This window comes from Lentibacillus salicampi, assembly GCF_004565465.1.
Taxonomy (GTDB): domain Bacteria; phylum Bacillota; class Bacilli; order Bacillales; family Amphibacillaceae; genus Lentibacillus; species Lentibacillus salicampi.
This window is the reverse complement of record NZ_SRHY01000005.1, coordinates 65,829-89,412: the sequence shown is the minus strand read 5'-3', so window position 1 is coordinate 89,412 and position 23,584 is coordinate 65,829. Positions and strand designations below refer to the sequence as shown.

21 protein-coding genes are annotated in these 23,584 nt (G+C 44.8%); 6 read left to right on the top strand and 15 right to left on the bottom strand.

Annotation, left to right across the window (positions count from 1 at the left end):
* The gene (locus E4U82_RS06275) at window positions 1-375 is read left to right on the top strand and encodes a spore germination protein GerPE (RefSeq protein WP_167751341.1); all 375 of its coding nucleotides are present in this window, start codon (window positions 1-3) and stop codon (window positions 373-375) included.
* A gap of 62 nt (window positions 376-437) precedes the next feature.
* A complete protein-coding gene (locus tag E4U82_RS06270; RefSeq protein WP_135109231.1) occupies window positions 438-656 on the top strand; it encodes a spore germination protein in 219 nt (72 codons plus the stop codon).
* A gap of 42 nt (window positions 657-698) precedes the next feature.
* Here E4U82_RS06270 and E4U82_RS06265 read toward each other — a convergent pair whose 3' ends face one another.
* The 9 genes from E4U82_RS06265 to E4U82_RS06220 form a co-directional block, all read right to left on the bottom strand.
* Window positions 699-1,256 carry a hypothetical protein gene (locus tag E4U82_RS06265; RefSeq protein WP_135109229.1) on the bottom strand — a complete coding sequence of 186 codons (558 nt, stop codon included), beginning with the start codon at window positions 1,254-1,256 and terminating at the stop codon, window positions 699-701.
* 3 nt (window positions 1,257-1,259) lie between these two features.
* On the bottom strand, window positions 1,260-1,895 hold the full coding sequence (locus E4U82_RS06260; RefSeq protein ID WP_135109227.1) for an SCO family protein: 636 nt from the start codon (window positions 1,893-1,895) through the stop codon (window positions 1,260-1,262).
* 79 nt (window positions 1,896-1,974) lie between these two features.
* Entirely contained in the window at window positions 1,975-3,654 is a 1,680-nt protein-coding gene (locus E4U82_RS06255) for a cbb3-type cytochrome c oxidase subunit I (RefSeq protein WP_135109225.1), read from the bottom strand.
* Window positions 3,655-3,666: 12 nt separating this feature from the next.
* Window positions 3,667-4,128, bottom strand: a complete 462-nt coding sequence (locus tag E4U82_RS06250; protein WP_135109224.1) for a cytochrome c oxidase subunit II — start codon at window positions 4,126-4,128, stop codon at window positions 3,667-3,669.
* Window positions 4,129-4,140: 12 nt separating this feature from the next.
* Window positions 4,141-4,284: a cytochrome c oxidase subunit 2A gene (locus tag E4U82_RS06245; protein ID WP_135109222.1), complete on the bottom strand. Its 144-nt coding sequence runs from the start codon at window positions 4,282-4,284 to the stop codon at window positions 4,141-4,143.
* A gap of 206 nt (window positions 4,285-4,490) precedes the next feature.
* Window positions 4,491-8,216: a helicase-exonuclease AddAB subunit AddA gene (gene addA / locus E4U82_RS06240; RefSeq protein WP_135109220.1), complete on the bottom strand. Its 3,726-nt coding sequence runs from the start codon at window positions 8,214-8,216 to the stop codon at window positions 4,491-4,493.
* Entirely contained in the window at window positions 8,216-11,707 is a 3,492-nt protein-coding gene (gene addB, locus E4U82_RS06235) for a helicase-exonuclease AddAB subunit AddB (RefSeq protein ID WP_135109218.1), read from the bottom strand. The genes addA and addB overlap by 1 nt, the downstream gene beginning before the upstream one ends.
* Before the next feature lie 623 nt (window positions 11,708-12,330).
* Window positions 12,331-12,879 (bottom strand): signal peptidase I, encoded by a 549-nt coding sequence (gene lepB, locus E4U82_RS06225; RefSeq protein ID WP_135109216.1) that lies wholly within the window; start codon window positions 12,877-12,879, stop codon window positions 12,331-12,333.
* A 224-nt stretch (window positions 12,880-13,103) separates the two neighbouring features.
* Entirely contained in the window at window positions 13,104-13,766 is a 663-nt protein-coding gene (locus E4U82_RS06220; RefSeq protein ID WP_135109214.1) for a TVP38/TMEM64 family protein, read from the bottom strand.
* 311 nt (window positions 13,767-14,077) lie between these two features.
* On the opposite strand from E4U82_RS06220, the gene E4U82_RS06215 reads away from it, so the two are divergent.
* Window positions 14,078-14,467, top strand: coding sequence for a YhjD family protein (locus tag E4U82_RS06215; RefSeq protein ID WP_135109213.1), 390 nt, complete (start codon window positions 14,078-14,080; stop codon window positions 14,465-14,467).
* Here E4U82_RS06215 and E4U82_RS06210 read toward each other — a convergent pair.
* The 3 genes from E4U82_RS06210 to E4U82_RS06200 all read right to left on the bottom strand — a co-directional run bounded on the left by E4U82_RS06210 (window position 14,415) and on the right by E4U82_RS06200 (window position 16,946).
* Window positions 14,415-14,936 (bottom strand): competence protein ComK, encoded by a 522-nt coding sequence (locus E4U82_RS06210; RefSeq protein ID WP_135109212.1) that lies wholly within the window; start codon window positions 14,934-14,936, stop codon window positions 14,415-14,417. The genes E4U82_RS06215 and E4U82_RS06210 overlap by 53 nt on opposite strands.
* A 207-nt stretch (window positions 14,937-15,143) precedes the next feature.
* Window positions 15,144-16,139, bottom strand: a complete 996-nt coding sequence (gene lplA / locus E4U82_RS06205) for a lipoate--protein ligase (protein ID WP_135109211.1) — start codon at window positions 16,137-16,139, stop codon at window positions 15,144-15,146.
* Between the two features lie 63 nt (window positions 16,140-16,202).
* Window positions 16,203-16,946, bottom strand: a complete 744-nt coding sequence (locus tag E4U82_RS06200) for an MBL fold metallo-hydrolase (protein WP_135109210.1) — start codon at window positions 16,944-16,946, stop codon at window positions 16,203-16,205.
* Window positions 16,947-17,046: 100 nt separating this feature from the next.
* Here E4U82_RS06200 and yhfH point away from each other — a divergent pair, with 100 nt between their 5' ends.
* From yhfH to E4U82_RS06185, 3 genes are all read left to right on the top strand, one after another.
* The gene (gene yhfH, locus E4U82_RS06195; RefSeq protein WP_135109209.1) at window positions 17,047-17,175 is read left to right on the top strand and encodes a protein YhfH; all 129 of its coding nucleotides are present in this window, start codon (window positions 17,047-17,049) and stop codon (window positions 17,173-17,175) included.
* A 346-nt stretch (window positions 17,176-17,521) separates the two neighbouring features.
* Complete coding sequence (gene pepF / locus E4U82_RS06190; RefSeq protein WP_135109208.1) at window positions 17,522-19,333, top strand: oligoendopeptidase F; 1,812 nt, start codon at window positions 17,522-17,524, stop codon at window positions 19,331-19,333.
* A 258-nt stretch (window positions 19,334-19,591) separates the two neighbouring features.
* Complete coding sequence (locus tag E4U82_RS06185; protein WP_135109207.1) at window positions 19,592-20,632, top strand: nuclease-related domain-containing protein; 1,041 nt, start codon at window positions 19,592-19,594, stop codon at window positions 20,630-20,632.
* Here E4U82_RS06185 and E4U82_RS06180 read toward each other — a convergent pair.
* The 3 genes from E4U82_RS06180 to hemH are packed head-to-tail and all read right to left on the bottom strand — an operon-like array spanning window position 20,562 to window position 23,558.
* Window positions 20,562-21,173: a hypothetical protein gene (locus E4U82_RS06180; RefSeq protein WP_135109206.1), complete on the bottom strand. Its 612-nt coding sequence runs from the start codon at window positions 21,171-21,173 to the stop codon at window positions 20,562-20,564. The genes E4U82_RS06185 and E4U82_RS06180 overlap by 71 nt on opposite strands.
* A gap of 43 nt (window positions 21,174-21,216) precedes the next feature.
* Entirely contained in the window at window positions 21,217-22,623 is a 1,407-nt protein-coding gene (gene hemY / locus E4U82_RS06175; protein ID WP_135109205.1) for a protoporphyrinogen oxidase, read from the bottom strand.
* Window positions 22,620-23,558, bottom strand: coding sequence for a ferrochelatase (gene hemH / locus E4U82_RS06170; protein ID WP_135109204.1), 939 nt, complete (start codon window positions 23,556-23,558; stop codon window positions 22,620-22,622). Before hemH ends, hemY begins: the two co-directional genes overlap by 4 nt.
* Between the last annotated feature and the right edge of the window lie 26 nt (window positions 23,559-23,584).

The window sequence follows — 23,584 nt, the reverse complement described above, 5'->3', positions numbered from 1 at the left end:
ATGATGGAAAAAAGGACCGTGCATACCGAAAAAATCAGACTGAATGGGTTAACGTACAGTGCCATTTTCAACATAGGTGACACAAAGCTGGCCCGACCACGTTCCAAAGGGATTGCTGTCCAAAAAGAAGGGGCGTCCTTTCAGGAAGATCATGGTGCTGATTTCAACGAATATGAGCTATTTCAACAAAAGGCAAACTGGCCCCCGCCGGGACCACCTGTGCAAAAAATGACCATTCAACACCGTGGTACCATTCAAGTAAATCGTTTGAATATAATCGGCGTCACCCAGTCTGCCATTTTCCAGGTTGGCAGCATTAATCAGGTGGACAGTGAAGCACGATTGAAACACACGCGCAAGTATCTAAGCGGTTAATCCACACACAAACGAAAAACCATCATAAACTATCGTAACCATTATCCTAAGAAGGTGTTTTCATGCCATCAATTGTCGGACCCATTAAAATCAATAGCGTCGATGGTGGCGTCATAAACTTTGGGGATTCATTTTATCTGTCACCAAAAAGCACGTCAAAAACAAGTTCCGGTTCAGGGTCTTTTAACACGGGAGACTTTCTGAATACCAATAATGGAGTCAGCTCGACTAACCCACTTGATCCAGATGTAAATGATCAGAATATGTCAGCAAATGCTTAAAAAGTCTGCGCAGCACCGGTTGTGCAGGCTTTTCGTTCATATCTATTCATATTGCGATTGATCGATGAACAGTACTTGCAGGACGTAAAACGACAAGATGACTCCAAAGAACAACGACCCCCATCCGACCGTTTGTTGTTCGACCAGCAGATAATTGTTGCAAATTTGATTGTCAGCACCAATATAAATCCATGCCATGAATGAGAATACCAGAATGAAGAACCCGAACACAATGTATTGCCCGCGAGCCCCAATTTTGTGCCAGCTGTCCCGCAACGCAACCCCAGCGAGAAACGGAAGGCTGCTAAACTTAAATAGTTCAACGACCTGAATAGTCAGCGCGTCGTCCATCGACCTTGGAATCATCCAAAAGCTCCAGATAATCATGAATAACAGGATTCCGGCAATGCCATTCATGTTCCATTTTTTGAAAAAGACCGGGAATTTCAGCTGGAAAAAACGCCCCATTAAAAAGCCTGATAGCACTAACAGGGTCATCTGCATATGCATATGGACAATCATGATCGATTCCATAACGGCAGCAACCGGAGGAAGCGCCAGGAAGCTAAATAATAATAATCCGTAGAATGCCTGTTTCATCGCCTATGCACCCTCTTCGCTTTCAAGCAGCCTGTTCACTTCGTCTGCTGCCTCATCAATTAAAGTAAAATCCATCATTTCCAGCAAATGCCCGGACTTCCCAATTAAATAAAATGCGCTGTTATGCGTAAAATCACCATTGCCATCCGGGATAACGATAACACCAAGCTTATCCAGAACTGTATTCAATTCTTCTTTATCATGAATTCTTGCCATTCGCCATGTTTCACCATTACTGCCAAAATAAGTCCTGTACTTGGACAATGTTTCCGGATCATCATGTTCGGGATCAAAGCTGATGCTTAAAAATACAATATCCTCGCCAATGTAGTCATTCGGAATTTGTTCATAAACCTGTGCCATGTTCATCTCAAGCTGTGGACATACCGTCGTGCAGTTCGTGTACATAAATGTGACAAACACATACTTCCCCTCAGCAAATTCATCAAATGTGTATGTCCGTTCTTTACTGTCCTCCAATGTCACATCAGGAAACGCGGGCTGGCTCTGGTTAATGTCATAAGTCCGTGCACTTTCCGCAGTAAATGCCCGGAACCCATCTGTGCCGGCATAAAACAACGCAAAGCCAAACAGCAATACGGCCATAACAGCTATTGTATTTCGTTTATTTTCGCCCATCGAGATCACTTCCCTTAAAATTGCAGGGCCGAGGTCAGAGGCACCTTTTCTTAGTCCCTCATCTCCTATAGCCTCTGTTTCACCACGTTTTAATAGGTGGTGAACCTGGGGGCGCGTTGACAACGAAATCGACAATTGGAACCACGTAAGCCATAGCAACAACCATCAGCAGCAGTATAATCCAGAGACTCCAGCGCTCGGTCCACAACGGGGTGTTCTCTGCGTTAATTTCCACTTCACCGATCGGGAATTCCGATTCGCCTTTTGTCGCCAAAAACATCATGTTGAATACGGCATAAACTTGAATGATAATACCTAATAAAAGCAATGTTGCCCCGAATGCCATCACATATTCGTACGGTATCCAGCCGAGAGCCGTCTCATGATCACCGTATGTTGTATAAGAAGTACGTCGTGGATCGCCTAACAGACCGACCATATGCTGTGAACCTGACATCAAAATCATGCCAACCGTCCATACGATCGTCTGGATAATTCCCAATTTATTCATTTGGGGTGTCAATTGACGCTTCGATATATATGGGACGAGCCAATAACAAATCCCGAAGAATGTCAGTACAGCCGTTACACCAACTGTTATATGAAAATGGCCGACAACCCACATTGTATTATGAATCACCTGGTTCATCTGGTTGCTTGTGTTAATCAGTCCACCTGCACCACCAGGGATGAAGGCAATCATCGCGACCATCGGTGCCAGGAAGCGGACATCGCCCCACGGCAACTTCGTGAACCAGCCAAACAACCCTTTACCACCTTTTTTGCGGCCTGCGCGTTCAAATACCGCAAACATCGCGAACGCCGTCATCAATGATGGAAACGCAATCGAAACACTCATAAATACATGCAGGAATTTAACCGTCTCAGAGATTCCCGGGTCAATAATCTGGTGGTGAAAGCCACCCGGAATATTCAGGATAACAAGCATGATAACGACCACCCGCGCTAATTTATCGCTGAAAATTTTGCCGCCGATAATCTTCGGTATAGTGACATACCATGCTGACGTTGCAATGATGTACCAGACGTTAACTAATGTGTGACCAAAACTCCAGAACAATGTCCGGCTGACCATGACATTAATCGTCTCTTTCCATCCCATTGACCATGGAATAAGTGTCAGCACTTCAATCGTTACACCGAGACTCCCGAAAAACCAGAGAATAAACACCCCCATTGTAAAGAAGGCAAACAACGGAGTGACTTCACCCCTATGATTTTTCCGCCAGTGATGATAGTTGATGAATACACCCAACGCACACGACCAGATGCCAAGTACAACAAACACCAGTCCGATATAAAACACAGGTGATGCAGCCAATGGCGGATAAAACGTATACAACACAGATGCTTCATTCATTAGAATCGTTGCAACTACTAGTGCAACACCTACTAGAATCAGACTAAATCCTGCCCAAGCCATTTTTCTTACTTTAGGAAGTAATCCACCTATTGTGTGGGAAAACCCTGCATATAAATAACCAATCGAGAATGCAGCCGTGAAGATAAGGATTAGTAAAATACCATGCGCGGTCAGGACCTGATAATAGTTCAGCCAGGCCGGCAGCTCTAGTAATCCCGCTCGTTCAAGACCCTGTACTAATCCTAAAAGTCCGCCGACAAGCAATGTTATAAAGGCAACTGATAAATAAGCTTTCGAAATTTTAGCATCTTCAGGGGTAACCCCGAGCGTTTTTTTCGGGTCATCACGAATAATATCCTTCAGTGGTTTTGCCATGTAATCACTCCTTTACTTCACCGTAATTTCCGTTGACATTAGCTGATGCCCACTGCCACAATACTCATTGCATAACACCAGATAATTGCCGGGCTCTTCAAACGTGTGTGTGATTTCCTGAATGTGCCCTGGCATAACCATGGCGTTGATATTTGTTCCGGCAACTTGAAAACCGTGGCTCACATCCTTGGACGTCATAGTAAATGTCACCTCTGCCCCAGCAGGCACTTCAATATCATTCGGGGTAAATCCAAATGCTTGAAGTGTCATGACAACTTCATATTCATTTTCGCCTGTTTCATATACGCCGGGCTTATCAAACGGTTCTGTCTGGTCAACTTTTTGCGGATCAATGGTTTCCTTATGACTTGGCGGCCCCATTCCCAGTGCGAACGCCTGATAACCGACAATAACCATGAATAAGACTAAAACACCTGCACTTAAACCGAGCCAAATCTCCTCAAGACGATGCATGTTACTCCCTCCTTAGACGCGATCCATATAAATCAGGAACACACCAGCCCACATGACGACGATAATAGCTGCTACAACCAGTACTGATGCGAATGTTCCTTTCAGTGACTTGTCATTTTCTTTATTTTTTGGGGTGATTTCCTGTGCCTCTCTCATGCGAATTCCCCTCCTTGTTTGACTTATTACACTTTCATCATATTCAGTTAAAGAGGGGATCGAAGTGAACTAAATCACAAGGAAATGTGATTTTCGTAACACCTTTAAAAGGGATTCATGCTTTTAAGAATAAAAAAAGTCAAACCCTTGATATATCAAAGGTTTGACCAGGTTTATTCTGTAACAAATTCGCCATATTCGTTTGATCAAATTTCCAATTCAAGCTGTTTGGAAAAGAAATAAAGATATGCGGTTTTGACCTGTTCTTTCCAGATACGCTGTAAGGCTTGTTTATAGAGTTGCATTTGCACATCATAACGCTTCAGCAGGTTCGTTTTTACGCGATCTGTTAGGTCTCCTGTGATTGTATCTGTCTTATAATCCAAAATAATCCAGCCATCATCCATGGGAATCACACAATCGATGACCCCTTGAATCAATACATGTTCATCTGTTTCACCAGACCAGTTTGCATAGATTTCACTAGCTGGGAGCGTCAGGCTAAACGGCACCTCACGATCTACAGTCGGTGCATTCATGACCAACTGACCGACAGCAGTGCCAAAAAAGGCCTCAACGGCATGAATATCAATGACGTCTGCTTCCTGTCTGGTCAAAATCTCCCGTTCGAACAGTGATTCCACAAACTCGGCAATCGCATCAGCCCGCATAGGCTTTTCTAATGGGATATGCTGCATCACGGTGTGCATGGCGGTCCCACGTTCAGCCGCCGTAATGGTCTGTTGTTGCTGCATAAATGCCGGCCGCCTAACAATGGGCGGTTGTGGCTGAGACTTCTGGAGGAGCTGATCACTGCTGTATTCGTCCTTCAGTTCGCGCTGTCGTTTGATTTCCGTAACGGTTTGCTTGGCCCGGGAATGGGCTGCTTGTTCATGTGGATACGTATACGCCAGCCGATTATCCACCGCGTGATCATACACGTTATCATCAATATCAAGCGGTTCCCAGTTGACAATGTTTTCTTTCAGCTCGCCAACTTCCTTCGTATCTTCTTCCTCCAGGTTGGCAAAAGAGCTTCCATGTACAACGGATACGTTCCACTCAGACGGGTCGATACGGATGGCTTCAAGTACTTGATCAGACACTTCCATTGTACGCAGCACATCGTTTGTCTGATGCCGGATCAATGCGGGGCCGATCCAGTCCAGGTATGTTTTCGACTTGACGCGGTAATGCGCCGGCAATATCCAATCGGAATGATCGATGACCTGCTCCCATTTTTCCTGTTTTTTGGCAAACGATGCGACACTCGCGACCATCAGCAGTTTTTCTTTTGCCCGTGTCAGTGCCACATATAACACACGCATTTCTTCGGCAAGCAATTCTCGCTTTAATGCTTGTTTTACAGCGTGATAATAAAGCGTTGGATACGTAATGCGTTTGACCGGATCAATATATTTGCTGGCAAACCCGAGATCTTTATGCAGTAAATACCGCTGATTCAAATCCTGCATATTAAACTGCTTATCCATGGCCCCGAGAATAACCACCGGAAATTCGAGTCCCTTACTCTTATGAATCGTCATAATCCGGACAACATCTTCTTGTTCACTGAGCGCACGCGCAGCGCCCAAATCATCGCCACGCTCTTCCATTCGTTCAATAAAGCGCAAAAAGCGGAATAAGCCGCGAAATGACGTTGTTTCATAACCCCTTGCCCGGTCATAAAGCGCCCTCAGGTTCGCCTGACGCTGCCGCCCTCCAGGCATACCACCGACAAAGTCATAATAGCCGGTCTCCCTGTATATCTGCCAGATCAGCTCTGATAAAGCCCCCTGACGTGATGCAAGACGATAACGTTCCAGCTTTTCCATGAAATGGGTCACTTTAACGGCAGCATCATCAATATCCCCCCGATGAAAAGCTTTCAAAGCATCGTAATAGGTGCCCCGTTTATCAGCTAACCGAACAATCCCGAGTTCTTCTTCATTTAGCCCGACAATCGGGGATTTCAGCACAGAAGCAAGCGGAATATCCTGTCTTGGATTATCAATCACTTTCAGCAAGTTCAGCATGATCTTTACTTCGATAGCTTCAAAGTAACCGGTTGAAAGCTCAGCATAAACGGGAATGCCCTGTTTTTTTAACTCATCCACAATCGTTGGCGCCCACGTCATGGAACGTAGCAAAATAACCATATCACGGTACTGAACATCCCGCTGTTGATCCGTCGTTTTATCATAAACTTTTAGTGGTTCTTTTTCTTTCTGACCAATCCAGCCTTTGATTTTTTCCGCATAGGCACGTGCCTCAAGCTGTGCTTTTTCCAGATCCTGATAGTCTTCCTCTTCCGGTGTCAGGTCTTCTTTTTCTTCCGGTGATTCACGGTCAATGATGACGAGTTCAGGCTCCGGCTCAGGTTGTGGTAATGCATCGTACATGTTATTGGCATAAATCAGCTCTGCGTCCGGATCATAATTCATCTCGCCTAATGATTCATCCAGAATTTGCCTGAAGATGTAATTGGTACCTGTAAGGACTTGTTCCCGGCTCCGAAAATTGCTTGCCAGGTCAATTCGTTTCGCAGACAAGGCATCACTTGCGAACCGTTTATATTTATCGATAAACAGGGAAGGTTCAGCATGCCGGAACCGGTAAATGCTCTGTTTGACATCGCCGACCATAAACATGTTTCCAGGGCCTTCGTGATCACTTATCAGCGTCAGAATCGTCTCCTGAACAAGATTCGTATCCTGGTACTCATCAACCAGCAATTCTGTAAATTGCTCTCTCAGGCTGACTGCTACATTGGATGGTGTGACCCGCCCGGGACTTGAGGTGTCGTCCATTAACAGCTGCAAACAGTAATGTTCCAAATCGGAAAAGTCGACAATCGCCTTCTCGCGTTTTTGTTCGGCAAACCGCACTTTGAACTGTTTAACCAGTACAGTCAGCTGTCTGATCACAGGAGCCAGTTCCTGCATATCGGTAACATGGCCCTCCAGGTTACGGCTGAACCATCCCTCTTTCATATCGTTCCAGCGTTTTTTATAGCTATCACGCAGTTTTTTTACTTTATCTTTTTTCGCTTCATCACAGTCAGCCTTTTTTCCAGATAATCGTGCAAAGGAACTGGCAGCCATCACCGCCTGCAGATGGTCCCACGAATCAATTTGGGCCTCGGCTTCCTGTAACCCGGAAAGGTCTGATTCGATTGTCTCAGCATAATGATATGGTCCGTCACTCTCCCGGGTCAGATCCATTGCCAGCTGCATCTCCTGATTGATCGCGTCAAACTCGCTTCTGACTTCTTTTTTAATGATGGAAAGCCAGTCTAAATCAGCTTCCTGCCAGTTATCCGGAATATCATAGACATCTGCAAGTCGATCAAGCCACTGGTCCGGCCAAGGATTTTGTACGGAAAATGTATACAAATCAAGGACAAGACTTTCGACATCGGTATCACTGCGGTCATTCGAAAAACGGTCCACCACCGCGAAAAAGTTTTGCTGCTCTTCCCCCTCTTTTCCATACCAATCCTCAAATAAATCATCAATGACTTCCTGTTTGATCAAATCAGCTTCCATATCATCGGCAATCCGGAAAGCGGGATCAATCTCAAGCAAATACGCGTATTGCTTTACAATATCAAGACAAAAAGAATGCAAGGTCGATATGGAGGCGCGCTGCAGAAGGGATAATTGTTTTTTCAAATGACTGGAATCCGGATCATCTGCCAAAGCCTGTTCCAGCGCCAGCCCGACCCTGTTCCGCATTTCCTGTGCCGCCGCGTTCGTAAACGTCACCACAAGCAGGGAATCGATATCTGCCGGGTCCTCTTTCCGCAGCAGTTTCTGGATAATCCGCTCCACAAGAACAGCCGTTTTTCCTGATCCTGCCGCAGCAGCAACAAGGATATCACGGCCATCGAGGGAAATCGCTTCTTCCTGTTCTTTTGTCCAGTTGACCATTATGATTCCTCCTTCGTGCGGAGTTTCTCCAAAATTTCATCATCCTTCATGTCGGTCAGTTTACGATAGTTATTTTCATCCAAAGTTGGGTCAAATTGACAAACGGATAAAAATGGACAATAGGTGCATGCTTTTTGCTGCTTATGCTGATAGGGGTTCAAGTGGACACCGCCTGATGTCATATCAATGCCTGCCTGCATCATCAAATGATGGATGTGATTTTGCAGGTTCTGGAATGTTTCATTGTCAGCAATCCTCGAACCACTGTAAAAGTCACCATTCTTTTTAACACCCGCCGGAATGATTTGACTTCTTCCTGAATCCAGTGAAGTATCCATCAATTTAACAATTTGCTCATCGGACAGCAGCAGCCCCTGCATTTTATATTTTTTAAAGAGTTCCTTTTCGATTTCTTCATCAGGCATATTCATTTTTCCTGAAACCATTGGGTTATGCACATGAAAATAAAGAACGCCCGCTGGTGATGCTTTTACCCCAAGCCACTGTTCAGACTGAGAAAGAACGACATCCAGATAAGTCAGCATCTGGAGTGCCAGCCCATAATACACATCGATTAGATTCAATCCTTTTTCACTGGATTTGTAATCAATGATTCGTAAAAATAATCCATCAGCATTCTCAGCTTTATCAACACGGTCAATCCGCCCGCGCAGCATTAATTCAAAGCCATTCGGAAGCGGCAATGTCACCGGATTAAGGGTCTGATTGTCACCAAAGCCAAGCTCAAGCCCCACCGGTGAAAATTCACTCTGTCGTGCCTGTTCACCCAATATATACGTTGCCCGTGTAATAACATCCTGAAGTTTTTGTTGAATATATTGATAGCGGTTTGAACTGTGCAAAATCTGATGTTGCAGAACAGGCGCCAGGTTGTCCACGGCCTGCCGTGCATAACCGGCACTTTCGCTTCTGGATAGTTGTGAAAAATCCCTGCCTGAAGCCTGAATCCATTCGGTAATTTTTTTCAATGCTTCATGGAAAAGCTGCCCAATATCAGGTGCATCAAGCTTATAAGTCTTTCGTTCCTCAAGCTGCAAACTGTACTGAGCAAAATGCTGGTAAGAGCAGCGATAATAGGTTTCAAGTCGCGACACACTGGCCTTCACTTGTTTTGGATACAGCTGTTCGGTTGTCTGGCGTGATAAATTAACCGGTCTGTTTTGATAATACAAACTTTGCAGGACCGTATAAGTTGTGCTGTATTTAGCGTGATTCCGGAGATACCAGTTCAGAACATGCCACCATACCTCTTTCACCGGGTATCCTTTTTGGCTGCGTGCCAGCTGGGCCGTCAGCGCTGCCCGTGTTTTAATTGGGGTGGTAATAAACCGTTCAGCATCAATCAGTTCATCAGGATCCTGCAGCAATAGATGATCACGGCATTCAGGAAATAAATCTTCCAGTCGCTTAACCAGCTGTGATGGCATCTTTGATTTTCCTTCCGCATCACTTAACGGATAACTGACCCATAAATAGTCGCGCGCTGAGGTGAACGCCAGATACATATAAAACCAGTCATCCAACAGCTTCCGTTTACTGCTTTCTGCCAGTTCCAATCCGTGTTCCGCCAGAATGTTGCGCTCTTGTTCATTGATCAGGCCATCTTCCGCCTGGATCATCGGCCACACGCCGTCATTAACACCAAGTAAAAATGAACACTGCACGCCGCTGATCCGCGAACGGTCAATCGTCCCGACAATGACATGATCAATACTCGGCGGTACGTGGGCGAACGTTAGTGTCTCAAAACCGGCTTCGATGGCGGCACGGAATGTTCCCATCGTCATCGACTCATCACCGGCCATTTCAACCATCTCATCAAGCAGCTGAATGACAGCACTCCAAACTTGTTCTTGCTCACGTGCTTTTTCAATCTCACCTTCCGCATCGAAAACTTCCCTTATTTTTTCAAGACGGCCGGGTACATCAAGTTTTTCCAGCAGTAAATAGATAACTTCACATCGCTTTCGTACCGTCTTAGCCTGTCTGATAGCTTCGTCAAATTCTTTCAGTGCCTGAGCCACCTGATGACGGTATGCATTGATTCGCTGCTGCATTTGTTGTTCGGCATCAGTCTGTCCCGATCGGGCAAAACCAAGAAACCGCTGGAAAACCCATTCATCCTCACCAAGCCATTGTTCACGCGACCGGACGCCATATTCAAGCACGTAATTTTCCAGCTCGTCAATCGCATCAGCATTCAGCGGGTATCGTGCATCACTGGACGGGATAAACCCGGTTTTCAGAACACGAAAAACCGCATCATACCGCCAATTTCCTTCAACGATATCCATAATGGACCGGATAAATTCAATCAAGGAATGATTCAGCATGCTGCGTTTTTCATCGATAAAGACAGGAATATCATGATCATCAAAAATCGTATCGATCAAATCGTGATAGACATCGGTTTGACGAATAAAGACCGCGATATCCTTAAAGCGGTAATGTTCTTCCCTGACAAGACGTAGAATCTCCTGGGCAACCCCTTCTACTTCTGCACGCGGATGAACAGCCTCGGCGATTTGGATTGGCACTTCCCCGTCATACACAGGCGCAGGCCTCACATCAAAATACCGTTCCAAATGAGCAAAATACGGCCGGGTATGCAAGCTGCCATTTTCCGGCTCCAATAGAATCGGTGTATTGATTGGAATATGATTCTCCTGCGCAATGGTCTGCAAGGTTTGATACGTTTCTTTTGTCTGGTAAAACAAATCCAATTCAGACAGATTGTTCTGATTCGGGATATCTGTCGTCAATGCCACCGTCACAGAACGACATTTTCGTAATAAGGCCTCCACAACAAGCAATTCTTTCGGTGAAAACCGGTGAAACCCGTCAAGGTAGATATCAGCTTCCTCAAGCAGTGGCGCCTCCTGTATTTTGTCAGCAAGCAACTGCAGCTGATCCTCGCTGTCCATATAGTTATCTCCTAAAGCACGAATCAGGTTTTCATAGATATAAGCCAAATCGTTCAGCTTGCCCGTTAGTGCCGCCTCGCCGGGTTCTTTATGGACAAATTGCTGCATCTGTTCCATTTGCACATGCAGCAGTTCCGGGGAAATTCGATAGCGTTTGAACTCAGTTATCATGCTTTCAAGCTGTTCGAGAAACCCTTGCTTCTCCAAAGCCTTTTGAAATATATGCCAGTCACTTTCTTTTTCCGCAATAATTTTACGGAGCATCATTTGAGTCCCGACCGAACTGATAAATTGTCTTGTCCCACCGCCTGTTTCCTGCAGAACGCGCCATGCCAACCGTGAAAAACTGACAACCTGGGCGCGGATACTGCCTTTAATCGCTTCATCCTGAAATAAAGCATATTCCTGCTGAAACGTCATTTGGTCTGGCACAATATAAAAGATCGGCGACCCTTGTGGATGATCCGTTAATTGCGTTTGAATATCCTTTAAAATCCGTTCGCTTTTGCCTGTTCCGGCTCTGCCTAATAAAAATCGGAGTCCCATATATTTTGCCCCCCTGAATAACAGGCTTTTTTCTTAAGACTTTTTTTCTAAAAAATTGTTGACATTGACACCAAATCCATAAACTGCGACGTAGACTATGCTTGATTTCCGCTGCGGGCAGTCACTTTCCGCGGGCAACGCTTCAGCCTCCTCGGAAGAAAACCACTTCCTGGGGGTCTTCAGCTGTTGCTTTTCCCGCAGGAGTCTCCTGCCCTCCGCTCCAATCAAACGCTGCAATGGAGAAGAACTGCGATATAGCCTAAGGTAGTCCATTTGGCAGCATTTAGATGGCGTGAGCAAACCTTAGCGCAGGAAATACACGGAGACTCCTGCGGGAGCAGAGGCATAGGTGAGACCCCGCAGTGCGCCAGCACAAAGCAAAGCTTCCATGAGTATGCTTCGTCCTGCGAGGAGTGCTGCTTCTCGCAATCACTTGCAACACGACGAGCACGAGGAGGCTCACCAGCCGCCCGCGGAAAGCGGTGTGTATTTCCGAAGCGGTGTTTAAGTGCACAGATTTTTCAATATGTCGCAGTTTATATCTTCAAACTATAAAATAATAAAACCTGTTTCTTATTTTACCAGAGAAACAGGTTTTAGAACACTTTCCAAATGTATGAACTTCATCCGAAACTTAGTTGCATATCAGAAACCGGCCAGTATTTGACATCGACTTTTCCAACCAGCGTGGCCGCGTCAACAAAGCCGATTTTACGACTGTCAAGACTTTCCCTTCGATTATCACCCATCACGAACAGTTTTCCTTCAGGGACTGTTACGGACCCGGTGACACCTTCCAGGGTAAAATCCTCCGTATACGGTTTGCTGTCCCGCATTTTTCGAAATGGCTCCAAAAATGGTTCCTGTACATTGTCGCCATTAATAAATAATTCGTCATTCTTGTAAACAATTTCGTCGCCGGGCAGCCCGATGACACGTTTGACATAATCAGTCCGTTTATTAGCATGAAACACGATAATATCGAAGCGATCAACATCTGTCAGGTTATAAACAACCTTATTGACCATTAACAAATTTCCATCATGGAGCGTCGGTTCCATCGATTCACCATTGACAACATAACTTGCAAATAAATAAGATCGAAAAATAATCGCCAGGGTCAGGGCTAACAGGATGATCGGTATTATTTTGCGAATATATCGTTTTTTCATTCCAGTTTCCTCCAGGGTATCAGACTGGCTGTACAGTCGTTTCGCTTTTGACTTTACCAGCTCCAGCTCCCAGCGACTAGCGCGACTTCCCTCGCCTCCGTACGATAAGTCAACATCGACTTCCTATGGTCGTCGTGTTTCCTTTATCTTCTGCGCCTCAGTCCAGTCCGTACGTCGCTAACCGGTCGCTTTCGCTTTTGACTTTACCAGCATACCCTGTTTTGTCACTTTTTAACCTGGTCCCGTTCAGAAATTTCTTTTATCACTGCTTTCCGCTGCAATCGCCGTTCGATGTATTTTCCGAACACCCAGAACAGTACGATACAGACGCCGACAACAATGGTTCTGACCGGATTCTTTGCAAACTCAAAAATACTTGAACCTATAAAAGCAATTGAAAAAATCATGACCGTCTTCCCCATAAGTACCGCCAGGATAAATTGTTGGGTACTTATTTTTGAAAGACCCGACACAATATTGATGACCGACGAAGGGGAAAACGGGAAACACATGAGCAGAAAAAGCGGGCCAAAGCCGTGCCGCTCCACCCATCCGGTCACCTGAAGCACTTGTTTATTCCGGCGTATTGCCTTAAAAAACCGCTTGTCCCCAAGTCTCCGGATAAGCAAAAATACCAATATGGCGCCGGCACATGCTCCTGCCCATGATAATATGAAGCCCTCCCATAAGCCATAAGCGGCTGCATTGGCAAGCACAAATACAACCAATGGTAAAAACGGCAGAAATGCTTCTATAAATGGTAAAAGAACACCTGGCAATGGTCCCAGGCTTTCGTATTCACTTAATAGATGCCGAATAAACTCGTCCAGCCTGTCCTGTTCGAGCCAAATTCTCCAATCCATAATGCTGACGTTTAACACATACATGTCTTCGTTGTCCCCTTATTGATCCCGCTTGTAACGGTCAGCATGCCCCCCTAACACGAGGGGGATACACTGCCCGTCCGTAAATGTCCAATTTATCTGAAACGTCTTCTTTATCCAGTAGCCAGTATAACTGGTTTTATTGTAAATTATCCGTCCGCATCTACATAGTAAACATTATCGAAAAAGCATTTTGATTGAAATACATATCCTCTTTCTTTCCATTTTACCTTATACCAAATTTTTTTGTATATTTTTTGTTCAACATATCATATAATAGATACGGAACTAATGTTCGATTACGGAGGGATAATATGCGCTATCTGAATGACGAAGAGTTACAGCTGGCTTCACGCTTTCTGTTTCTTTCAATGGCGATGGTGGTGATTCAACAGGATATTCACAACATCCAGCATGGTACTTTTAAAATAAAGGAGCCATATATCAACTTTTTGGAGAACATGAATACCGAAGCTGCAAATGAACGAAGAAAGCTGAGAAAGACGATGCAGGATAAAAAACTCCGGGTCGTTACCTTGAATAAAAATGATTCATTTTCATCCTACTTATTTCTTTGCAGGGGACGTGAAGAAAAGCGTAACTATTTTAACCCGGCTATCCGCAAAAAAGTGGAAAACATTATTCAGGAACTTATGCAAAAGGCTCAGCCACTTTATCAGAGGACTGATTCTGCAAGCCTTTGATCCGGTTGTCCAATAAATAACGGTATTGTGCAGTCCGCTGTACCTGATTAAGCATCGAGCCAAATGACACATCAAGCAGAATGGAAGTTTGATTTTTAAAAATAATTTCTGTCCGCCTGCCCGGCCCCTGATTGACCTGGTCAATATGTGAGTGGGCAATCCATGAACACTTTGGGTTGGTTGGAGATGTTGTCGGGAAAAAATACATGCCGCTTCCCGGATCGATGGAAATGGGAGCTTTATGGGTAATACCGCAAATACCGCGAGTTCCGTCCTGGCGACCCCTGAGACTGCTTCCAAAGAACTTGCATGCGCGATCAATCATTTTGCTCGGGGAGCTGTGAACAGAATATTCCTCCTGTTCTTCCAATACGCGTGCGCCGGAACGTCCACCCTCGTCCTGATGTGGGATAACTGCCATTGTAAGGGGAGTCACTTCGTACGTTGGAGAATAAAAATTTTCTATCATTATGTTTCATCCTTTCATGTAACAATGAAAAGAAAGAGGGTATCTATAATTTACCAACTCCGAACGAAAAAAACAATAGAAAATTTGCTTTTTTCTTGAATTTTTACATAAAAACCATCAAATTTCATCAAAAAAGTTAAAACGAATGCTTTTATTTATCCTAAAAAAACCGGCCCTTTTTTTTTACAGAACCGGTTCCTACCTGTCTTAATACAGCATTTTAATAAATTCATCTTTTGGAATCCTGCCGAGATAATGCGGTACCTCAACATTGGAAAGCGCTTCTTCAATCGCCTTCCGTTCGTGACGGACACCTGTTAATGCATCTTCAAGATCACTGACCTCGCCCAATCCGAAGAAGTCCCCGTAAATTTTGCAGTTTTCAATCGTGCCATTGTTCACGTCAAGGCGAACATCGACAAGACCTGCATCGAATTTATGGGACGCCTGCACATTAAATTTAGGTGATTTCCCAAAGTTCCATTCCCATTTCCGGTAACGGTTTTCGGAAATCTTATGAATTTCTTCCCAATCCGCTTCAGTCAAGTCATACCGTGGCACATCCTTGACATCTTCCACATCAAAAACATGTTTCAGAATCATTTCTTTAAATGCATCCATCGAGATCTTTTCATCAAGATACTCGGAAATATTAGCGACACGGCTGCGGATCGACTTAATGCCTTTCGATTCGATTTTTTCTTTGTTAACATTCAACGCTGAGACGACGTTTTCAATTTCCGAGTCAAGCATCAATGTTCCATGACTAAACATCCGGCCTTTCGTTGAAAACATGGCATTTCCGGAAATTTTACGGCCTTCAACAGCCAGGTCATTGCGCCCTTTCATTTCCGCGGGTACGCCCAGCTTATTCAGCGCGTCAACAATCGGCTGGGTAAACTTCGCAAAATCCTGGAAACTATCACCATCATCTTTTGTGATAAAACTAAAGTTAAGATTTTGCTCATCATGGTAGACGGCACCGCCACCGGACAGACGGCGGACGACCTTAATACCATTTTCGTCCACGTATTCCGTATTGATTTCTTCAACGGAGTTCTGATTCCGGCCAACAATGATCGAGGGTTTATTGATATAAAACAACAAATATGTATCTTTCTCCCCGAAGTTTTGCAGGATATACTCTTCTATTGCCAAATTTATAGTCGGATCAGTGATGCCCTGATTATCAATGAATTTCATGACAGAGACCTCCCTAAAAAAATACATTCACCATTTTAAGTGTAATGGAAATGTCGATTATAATCAAAAATTACGACTTTTTTCCCATATGAGGCCCTCTTTTGCTAACTGAACTTTTCCGGAAAAATAGCGTCCGGCTTCTTTTACTAAGTCATTGTTGTCACGGTATTGGGGCAAGTGACTCAAAATCAGTTCGTTAACATTCGCTTCCTCGGCAACCATGGCTCCCTCTTGACTTGTCATATGCCCGGCAGCTGAGGCATCCTGATCTTCATAAAAATTGCAGTCCGTTATCAAAAGATCAGCATCTTTGGCAAAATCATACCATTCTTCTTTAAAGGCAGTATCGGCGGTATAGACAATCGTCGTCTCTCCGTCAGTAATCCGCATGCCGAAACACGGAACCGGATGAACTGTCTTTAAAAAAGTAATGGAAAATGGACCGACTTCAAGTGCTGCAGCCGGATCATAGGCAATTCCTTCTGTATTTTTATGCGTCAATGCGTTAAACCCATCCAAGTCTTCTGTATGACCGTAAATCGGCAGAACTTCACTGTTTTCCTGAATGTAGGACTGCACCAGCCATGCATACTGCAAAACCCCGATATCAGCCACATGATCGTGATGATAATGGGAAAGAATGACAGCATCCAAATCCATAACGTGTTTATTGGATTGCAATTTGGACAGTGACCCACTCCCGATGTCTATTAATAGTGTGAAATCATCTTTTTCCAGCAGATATGCTGATGTTGCACCATCCGGGGCAGGATAACCACCCCAAAAACCAATAATCGTTAACTTCATAATGTTCACCTCAAATGTTAAATTTGTTGTAACACAGTATTGACACCGTGCATACTGTTATATTACAATGCACTTACCAACTCAAAAAGGGGATGTTCGCATGATGAACGTTATTGAGTTTTTCAGGAACCTGCCAAAGAAAAAGTGTCACAACTGTGGCAACGTGATGTATGAGAAAGCCGACTGCTACGGCAATCTTTGTGACGAATGTGATCACCCGGCAAGGTAGGCTTACACCTCTATTTTCGTTTAACTGTACTCTATACTTCCTTTCCATCGATACAGCTATACATACAGCTGTATCTCTTTTTGTATGTTGTGCCGATTACCGCCCCTAAGACGGTGTACTAAAACAGGCAGGTTGTAAAATTTAATACACAGTTGTCAATCATTCAGATATACTAAGCTAAAACTCGTCGACGAAAGATCTTGAATACCTGAGGACTATCGAACTTATAAAAGCTTACCAAAGTATCGCGGTATTTTTCAAAAAATAATCGCAAATGATGTTATTTGACTAACTTTTATTTTATAATTAATTAGGAAAACGAATTGATTTGGGGAGGGGTATTTGAATGACCGCAAAAACGGATCGTCTGACACGTTTTGAAGTACCGGAAGAACAGACATGGGATTTAACGGATTTATTTCAGTCCCATGATGAGTGGGAAAAAGAGCTGAGCGCTATTCAAGCAAATGTCAGTGATGTTACCCAATATAAAGGACGGCTGGTAGCAAATGCCGAAAACCTGTTGAATGGTCTGAAGGCGCAAGAGAATTTTGAAAAGCGTCTGATTCGAGTCGCAACATATGCAAATCTGAAATCAAGTGCTGACGGGGCCGATCCGGAAAATCAGGCTGACTCCGCCAAAGTATCATCCGTGCTGGCCACAATTGGTGCGAAATTAGCATTCGTTGAAAATGAACTGTTGGCGTTATCGAACGACGTGATTGACTACTTCATAAGTGAAGAACCGGAATTGAAAACATACCGGAAAGTGCTTGACGATGTATTGGAGAAAAAGCCGTTTACACTGGCACCGGAAATTGAAGAAACTCTTGCTGCACTTGATGAAGTTCATAGCGCGCCATTTATGATCTATGAGCGGAGCAAATCAGCCGATATGCAGTTTGAAGCCATCGAGGACAGTGAAGGTGAAAAATTACCGATGTCAGCAGCGCTATACGAGGACAAGTATGAATTGTCGCCGGATACAACTGCCCGCAGAAATGCATACGACGCATTTATTAAAACGTTGGATCAGTACAAAAATACGTATGCGGCAACATATGCTACCGAGGTAACAAAAGAAGTTACCATGTCACGACTTCGTTCTTACGATTCGGTAACTGATATGTTGCTCCACCCGCAGCAGGTAACCAAAGATATGTATCATAATCAGCTCGATGTCATTCAAAAGGAACTGGCACCGCATATGCGTCGGTACGCGAAATTGAAACAGGAAAAACTCGGTCTTGACGAGATGCGCTATTGCGATCTCAAAGCACCTCTTGATCCGGAGTTCAATCCGGCGACAACCTACACTGAAGCAACGGATACAATTCTTGAAGCACTGGAGGTTATGGGACCAGCGTATCGCGACATCATACATCAGGGAATCCACAATCGCTGGGTCGACCGGACGGATAATGTCGGTAAGCAGACCGGAGCATTTTGTTCGTCGCCTTATGGAGTTCACCCGTATATTTTAGTAACGTGGACAGACAACATGCGGGGAGCATTTATCCTGGCGCACGAGCTTGGACACGCAGGACATTTCTATCTTGCCGGCGAAAACCAGTCACTCGTAAATACCAGACCATCCACATATTTTATCGAGGCACCATCAACTTTGAACGAGTTATTGCTGGCAGACCATATGATTGCCAAAACGGATGACAAGCGGATGAAACGCTGGGTGATCAGCTCGCTGCTCGGAACTTATTATCATAACTTTGTTACACATTTGCTGGAAGGCGAATTTCAGCGCCGGGTGTATGCATTGGCTGAAGAAGGCACCCCACTAACGGCAACTGTTCTGTCTAAGCAGAAAAAAGAAGCGATCGAACAGTTCTGGGGAGACGCCGTTTCGATTGATGAAGGCGCTGGCCTGACATGGATGCGTCAGCCACACTATTATATGGGATTATACCCGTACACCTATTCAGCCGGCCTGACGATTTCAACTGCCATGGCGAAAATGATCCGCGAAGAAGGCCAGCCCGCCGTGGATCGCTGGCTGTCCGTATTGAAAGCAGGCGGAACAATGAAACCATTGGACCTAGCCCAGAAGGCTGGAGTTGACATGTCCAAACCGGACGCTATTAAAGAAGCTGTCGCCTATGTCGGCGAGCTTGTTGATGAGTTGGAAAAGAGTTATGAATAATGGGAAGAAGAAATGCCCCGGTTTTGGCCGGGGCATTTTATTGCTAAATTTCAACGTCATCCGCCCATTCTCCCGCTCTTCTGCCGATTCTTCTGCTCTTCCGCAGCTATTCTCGATACCCCTGACCACCCTATTTTTTATACATTCACATTTACAACCGATTTCATCAAAATTTGTCCAATTTTTTATAATACTTAGCAGGAATCAGGAGTCTTTTGTCGAATATATGATTGATAATTATTAAGGAGTGATGGAAGCGTGAATCCAACAACTATAAAGCACAGAAAAAAGACTCATGAACTTTTAACCTACGAAGCCCTGTTCAGATGGATTTTACCACAGTACCGGCAGCATAAAACCATTGTTTCAGAGTACAAACGGGAAAAAGCAGGTTATGACGGCGAAAGGAATGTTGACTACAAGGTCGCCACCTACCCGCAAAAAGATTTCTTCGTTTTACAAGGTATCAGACTGCAAAACCCTCCGTTTTATTTTCAGATCGACACACTCATCCTGTCAAAAAGGGTCCTTTTCATACTCGAGATTAAAAACAAACAGGAAACATTCAGGTATGATTCGAAACAGGGACAGTTAACCCAGGAAGTTAGCGGACAGACAAAATCATACAAAGACCCGATTTTACAAGCTGAGGCACAAAAAACAAATATGCAAATATGGCTTGAAAGACGCGGATTTTTCAATATTCCGATAGAAACTCTCGTAGTCGTTGCTTATCCCTCAACTATTATTGAAAATATCTGGGATGATCCTGATGTATATAACAAAATTATTCACAACGAAAGCCTGCACCATCATCTGGACAGACTTAACCATAACTATACGGAAAATATAACCACAAACACCCAGTTGAAGAAGTTGTCCCATACCTTATTGCAAGAAGATTCCCCTCTTCGGGTAAACATACTTCAGGACCTTAATATAAAGGAAAAGCATTTGATAAAAGGAATCCCTTGTGAGAAATGCGGGCAACACCCTATGAGCCGATTATACAAAAAATGGCGTTGTCCAAACTGTTTTGCCACGTCCTTTAAAGCCCATGAGCGGAAAATTTTAGATTACTTTCTTTTTCACGGAACTGCCATTACAAACAAGAAATGTCGCAACCTGCTCCAAATCAACTCACCCAAAACGGCTCAGACCATTTTAAATAGCATGCATCTTCAACAAGAAGGACAGAATAGAGGAAGAAAATACTTATCACCAGGCATTAACGATTTCCCGCAACATTCAATCTTTCCATATAAAAGTCATTCAAAACAAATACTACAGTTTGACTAAGGTAGAGTTTTCTGCAGAATGTTTGTGCACTTCTGCAGATTTTTTCTCCCTTCTGCCGATTCTCCCGCCCTTCTGCCGATTCTTCCGCTCTTCTGCCGATTCTTCCGCTCTTCTGCCGATTTCCGCGCTCTTCTGCCGATTCTTCCGCCCTTCTGCCGATTCTTCCGCCCTTCCGCCGATTCTCCCGCTCTTCTGCCGATTCTCCCGCTCTTCTGACGATTCTTCCGCTCTTCTGCCGATTCTCCCGCTCTTCTGACGATTCTTCCGCTCTTCTGCCGATTTTCGCGCCCTTCTGCCGATTCCTTCGCCCTTCTGCCGATTCTCCCGCTCTTCTGCCGATTTTCCCGCTCTTCTGCCGATTTTCCCGCTCTTCTGCCGATTTTCGCGGCCTTCCGCCGATTCTCCCGCTCTTCTGCTGATTCTTCTGCTCTTCTGCCGATTCTTCCGCTCTTCTGCCGATTCTTCCGCCCTTCTGCCGATTCTTCCGCTCTTCTGCCGATTCCCGCGCCCTTCTGCCGATTCTCCCTCGATCCTGCGACAAAAAAAATCGGTACCAAACGCGCTGTTGGGTGCCGATCCGAATATTAATCACGCAAAAATGTCAATACGTCAGTAACCGCCTTTTCGCCCTGACTGATGCAGTCCGGGATGCCGACGCCTTCATACGAGCTGCCAGCCAAAAAGACACCCGGAAGCTCCTGGTCCATATCATCACGTACGTTCGCAATCCGTTCGGTATGTCCTACCGTGTATTGCGGCATGGCATTGACCCAGCGGCTGATGACACTAAACTCAGGCTTTGCCGTAATATTCATCGTTTTATTCAAATCGTCCAGCACAATGTTCGTTATTTCTTCATCGGATAAATCGACCACTGACTGATCACTCGGCTTGCCGACATAGCAACGGACAAGTGCTTTGCCATCAGGTGCGGCATTCGGCCATTTTTTATGTGTCCAGGTGCATGCCGTAATCCGGAAATCGCTGTTGCGCGATACGACAAATCCGGTGCCATCGATATCCTGTTTGATGGCTGATTCATCAAATGCCATGGCGACATTGGCAACCGATGTGGCCGGAATATCACGGAAATCGTCAAACAGCTCGTACTGACTGAAAATTTTTGGCAGCGTATCATGCGGTGTTGCCATCACAACCGCATCCGCTCTATATACATCACCATTGCTCAACAACACATGGTAACCGTGGTCTTTTTTCTCGACATGGTCAACCCCGACACCGAGCGAAACGTTATCACCAAGAACATCCTCAAGCCGTTCGACCAATGTTTCGAGGCCATTTGCAAACGAGTAAAACATGCCTCGCTTTTTCCCGCTTGATTTTTTCGGCTTCTTTTTCTCAGGCATGGTTTTCCGCATCCCTTTGATCAGGCTACGGTGTTCCTGTTCAAGCTGATAAAAGTTGGGGAATGTAGCCATAATGCCCATATCATCAAGATCACCGGCATAAATCCCGGACAAAAGTGGTTCAATCAAATTTTCAACCAATTCATTTCCGAAACGCCGGCGGAAAAATCCGCCCAGTGACTGATCACCTGTTTTTCCTCGTGGAAGTACTAAATCCATGCCGGCACGCAATTTCCCAACTGGCGAAAAAATACCGGAAAACAGGAATGGACGAATGCTTACAGGCACGCCCATATATGAGCCTTTAGGTATTTTATGCAATTTATTGTTCACAAGGATGTAAGATTGTCCGGTACCATTACGGACGAGCTGATCACTTAACCCCAATTCCCTGACTAGTTTAACGCCGGGTTGTTTACGTGATAAAAATGAGTCCGGCCCCTGCTCAATCACAAAGCCATTACGGCGTGTTGTTTTAATTTTGCCGCCAAGTCTGCTGCCTGCTTCGACAAGTTTCACCTCATACGGCAAACCCTTTTCACGAATTTCTTTTTGCAAATAGAAGGCAGCGGATAAACCCGTTATCCCGCCGCCTGCTATTAGAATCTTTTTCGTTTCGCTCATTGGACTTCACGCTTTACTTTCTGCATCACAACATCAGCCAGTGTTGCAATAAATTGCGGATGGGTATTCGGCATTTCCGGGCGATGATAGGTTGCCCCCAACTCATCACAAACGACTTTACATTCGTAGTCGTTGTCATATAACACTTCCAGGTGATCCGCAATAAAGCCGACCGGTGCATAAACGAACGAGCGGTAGCCTTTTTGTTCATACAAATCACGTGTCAGATCTTGTACATCCGGGCCAAGCCATGGATCAGGCGTATTGCCTTCACTCTGCCAGCCGATTGCGTAATTTTTGATACCAGTCTCCTCAGAGATTAACCGTGCTGTTTCTTTCAGCTGATCCGGATATGGATCGCCATCCTTGAGAATCTTTTCCGGCAGGCTGTGGGCGGAAACGACTAAACAAGCTTTTTCTCGTTCGTCTGCAGGCATGTTATCGTAAATGGCACTGATTTGATCAGCCCAGTATTTAATAAAGCCTGGTTCATCATACCAACTTTCCACTGATTCGATGGAAATGCCGTGTTTCTCGGCTGTATCATTAGCGCGCTCGTTATACGATTTAACACTGAATGTTGAATAATGTGGAGCGAGCACGATTGAAACGGCTTCTTTTATCCCATCATCCGCCATTTGTTGAACAGCATCTTCAATGAATGGATGGATGTGCTTCAGGCCGATATATGCCTTGAATACAACGTCATCCTGTGATGCATTTAACTGATCTTCCAAAGCTTTCGTCTGTTCTTCCGTGATTCTTGCCAGGGGAGAAATGCCGCCGATTGCTTTGTAACGGTCTTTCAAATCCTGCAATTGTTCTTCAGTCGGTTTTCTGCCGTGACGGATATCCGTGTAGTACGGTTCAATGTCCGCTTCTTTATAAGGTGTACCGTACGCCATCACCAGCAGTCCTAATGTTTTCTTTCCCATTTCTAACACCTCGTCAGTTTCAATTT

What these genes read in the sequence shown, in the direction of transcription:
- E4U82_RS06250 (WP_135109224.1), bottom strand. Translation starts at nt 4,128, where the DNA reads ATGCATCGTCTTGAGGAGATTTGGCTCGGTTTAAGTGCAGGTGTTTTA.
- E4U82_RS06265 (WP_135109229.1), bottom strand. Translation starts at nt 1,256, where the DNA reads ATGAAACAGGCATTCTACGGATTATTATTATTTAGCTTCCTGGCGCTT.
- pepF (WP_135109208.1), top strand. Translation starts at nt 17,522, where the DNA reads ATGACCGCAAAAACGGATCGTCTGACACGTTTTGAAGTACCGGAAGAA.
- hemY (WP_135109205.1), bottom strand. Translation starts at nt 22,623, where the DNA reads ATGAGCGAAACGAAAAAGATTCTAATAGCAGGCGGCGGGATAACGGGT.
- E4U82_RS06260 (WP_135109227.1), bottom strand. Translation starts at nt 1,895, where the DNA reads ATGGGCGAAAATAAACGAAATACAATAGCTGTTATGGCCGTATTGCTG.
- E4U82_RS06245 (WP_135109222.1), bottom strand. Translation starts at nt 4,284, where the DNA reads ATGAGAGAGGCACAGGAAATCACCCCAAAAAATAAAGAAAATGACAAG.
- E4U82_RS06215 (WP_135109213.1), top strand. Translation starts at nt 14,078, where the DNA reads ATGCGCTATCTGAATGACGAAGAGTTACAGCTGGCTTCACGCTTTCTG.
- E4U82_RS06275 (WP_167751341.1), top strand. Translation starts at nt 1, where the DNA reads ATGATGGAAAAAAGGACCGTGCATACCGAAAAAATCAGACTGAATGGG.
- addB (WP_135109218.1), bottom strand. Translation starts at nt 11,707, where the DNA reads ATGGGACTCCGATTTTTATTAGGCAGAGCCGGAACAGGCAAAAGCGAA.
- lepB (WP_135109216.1), bottom strand. Translation starts at nt 12,879, where the DNA reads ATGAAAAAACGATATATTCGCAAAATAATACCGATCATCCTGTTAGCC.
- addA (WP_135109220.1), bottom strand. Translation starts at nt 8,216, where the DNA reads ATGGTCAACTGGACAAAAGAACAGGAAGAAGCGATTTCCCTCGATGGC.
- E4U82_RS06200 (WP_135109210.1), bottom strand. Translation starts at nt 16,946, where the DNA reads ATGAAGTTAACGATTATTGGTTTTTGGGGTGGTTATCCTGCCCCGGAT.
- E4U82_RS06270 (WP_135109231.1), top strand. Translation starts at nt 438, where the DNA reads ATGCCATCAATTGTCGGACCCATTAAAATCAATAGCGTCGATGGTGGC.
- lplA (WP_135109211.1), bottom strand. Translation starts at nt 16,139, where the DNA reads ATGAAATTCATTGATAATCAGGGCATCACTGATCCGACTATAAATTTG.
- E4U82_RS06220 (WP_135109214.1), bottom strand. Translation starts at nt 13,766, where the DNA reads ATGTATGTGTTAAACGTCAGCATTATGGATTGGAGAATTTGGCTCGAA.
- hemH (WP_135109204.1), bottom strand. Translation starts at nt 23,558, where the DNA reads ATGGGAAAGAAAACATTAGGACTGCTGGTGATGGCGTACGGTACACCT.
- yhfH (WP_135109209.1), top strand. Translation starts at nt 17,047, where the DNA reads ATGATGAACGTTATTGAGTTTTTCAGGAACCTGCCAAAGAAAAAGTGT.
- E4U82_RS06210 (WP_135109212.1), bottom strand. Translation starts at nt 14,936, where the DNA reads ATGATAGAAAATTTTTATTCTCCAACGTACGAAGTGACTCCCCTTACA.
- E4U82_RS06255 (WP_135109225.1), bottom strand. Translation starts at nt 3,654, where the DNA reads ATGGCAAAACCACTGAAGGATATTATTCGTGATGACCCGAAAAAAACG.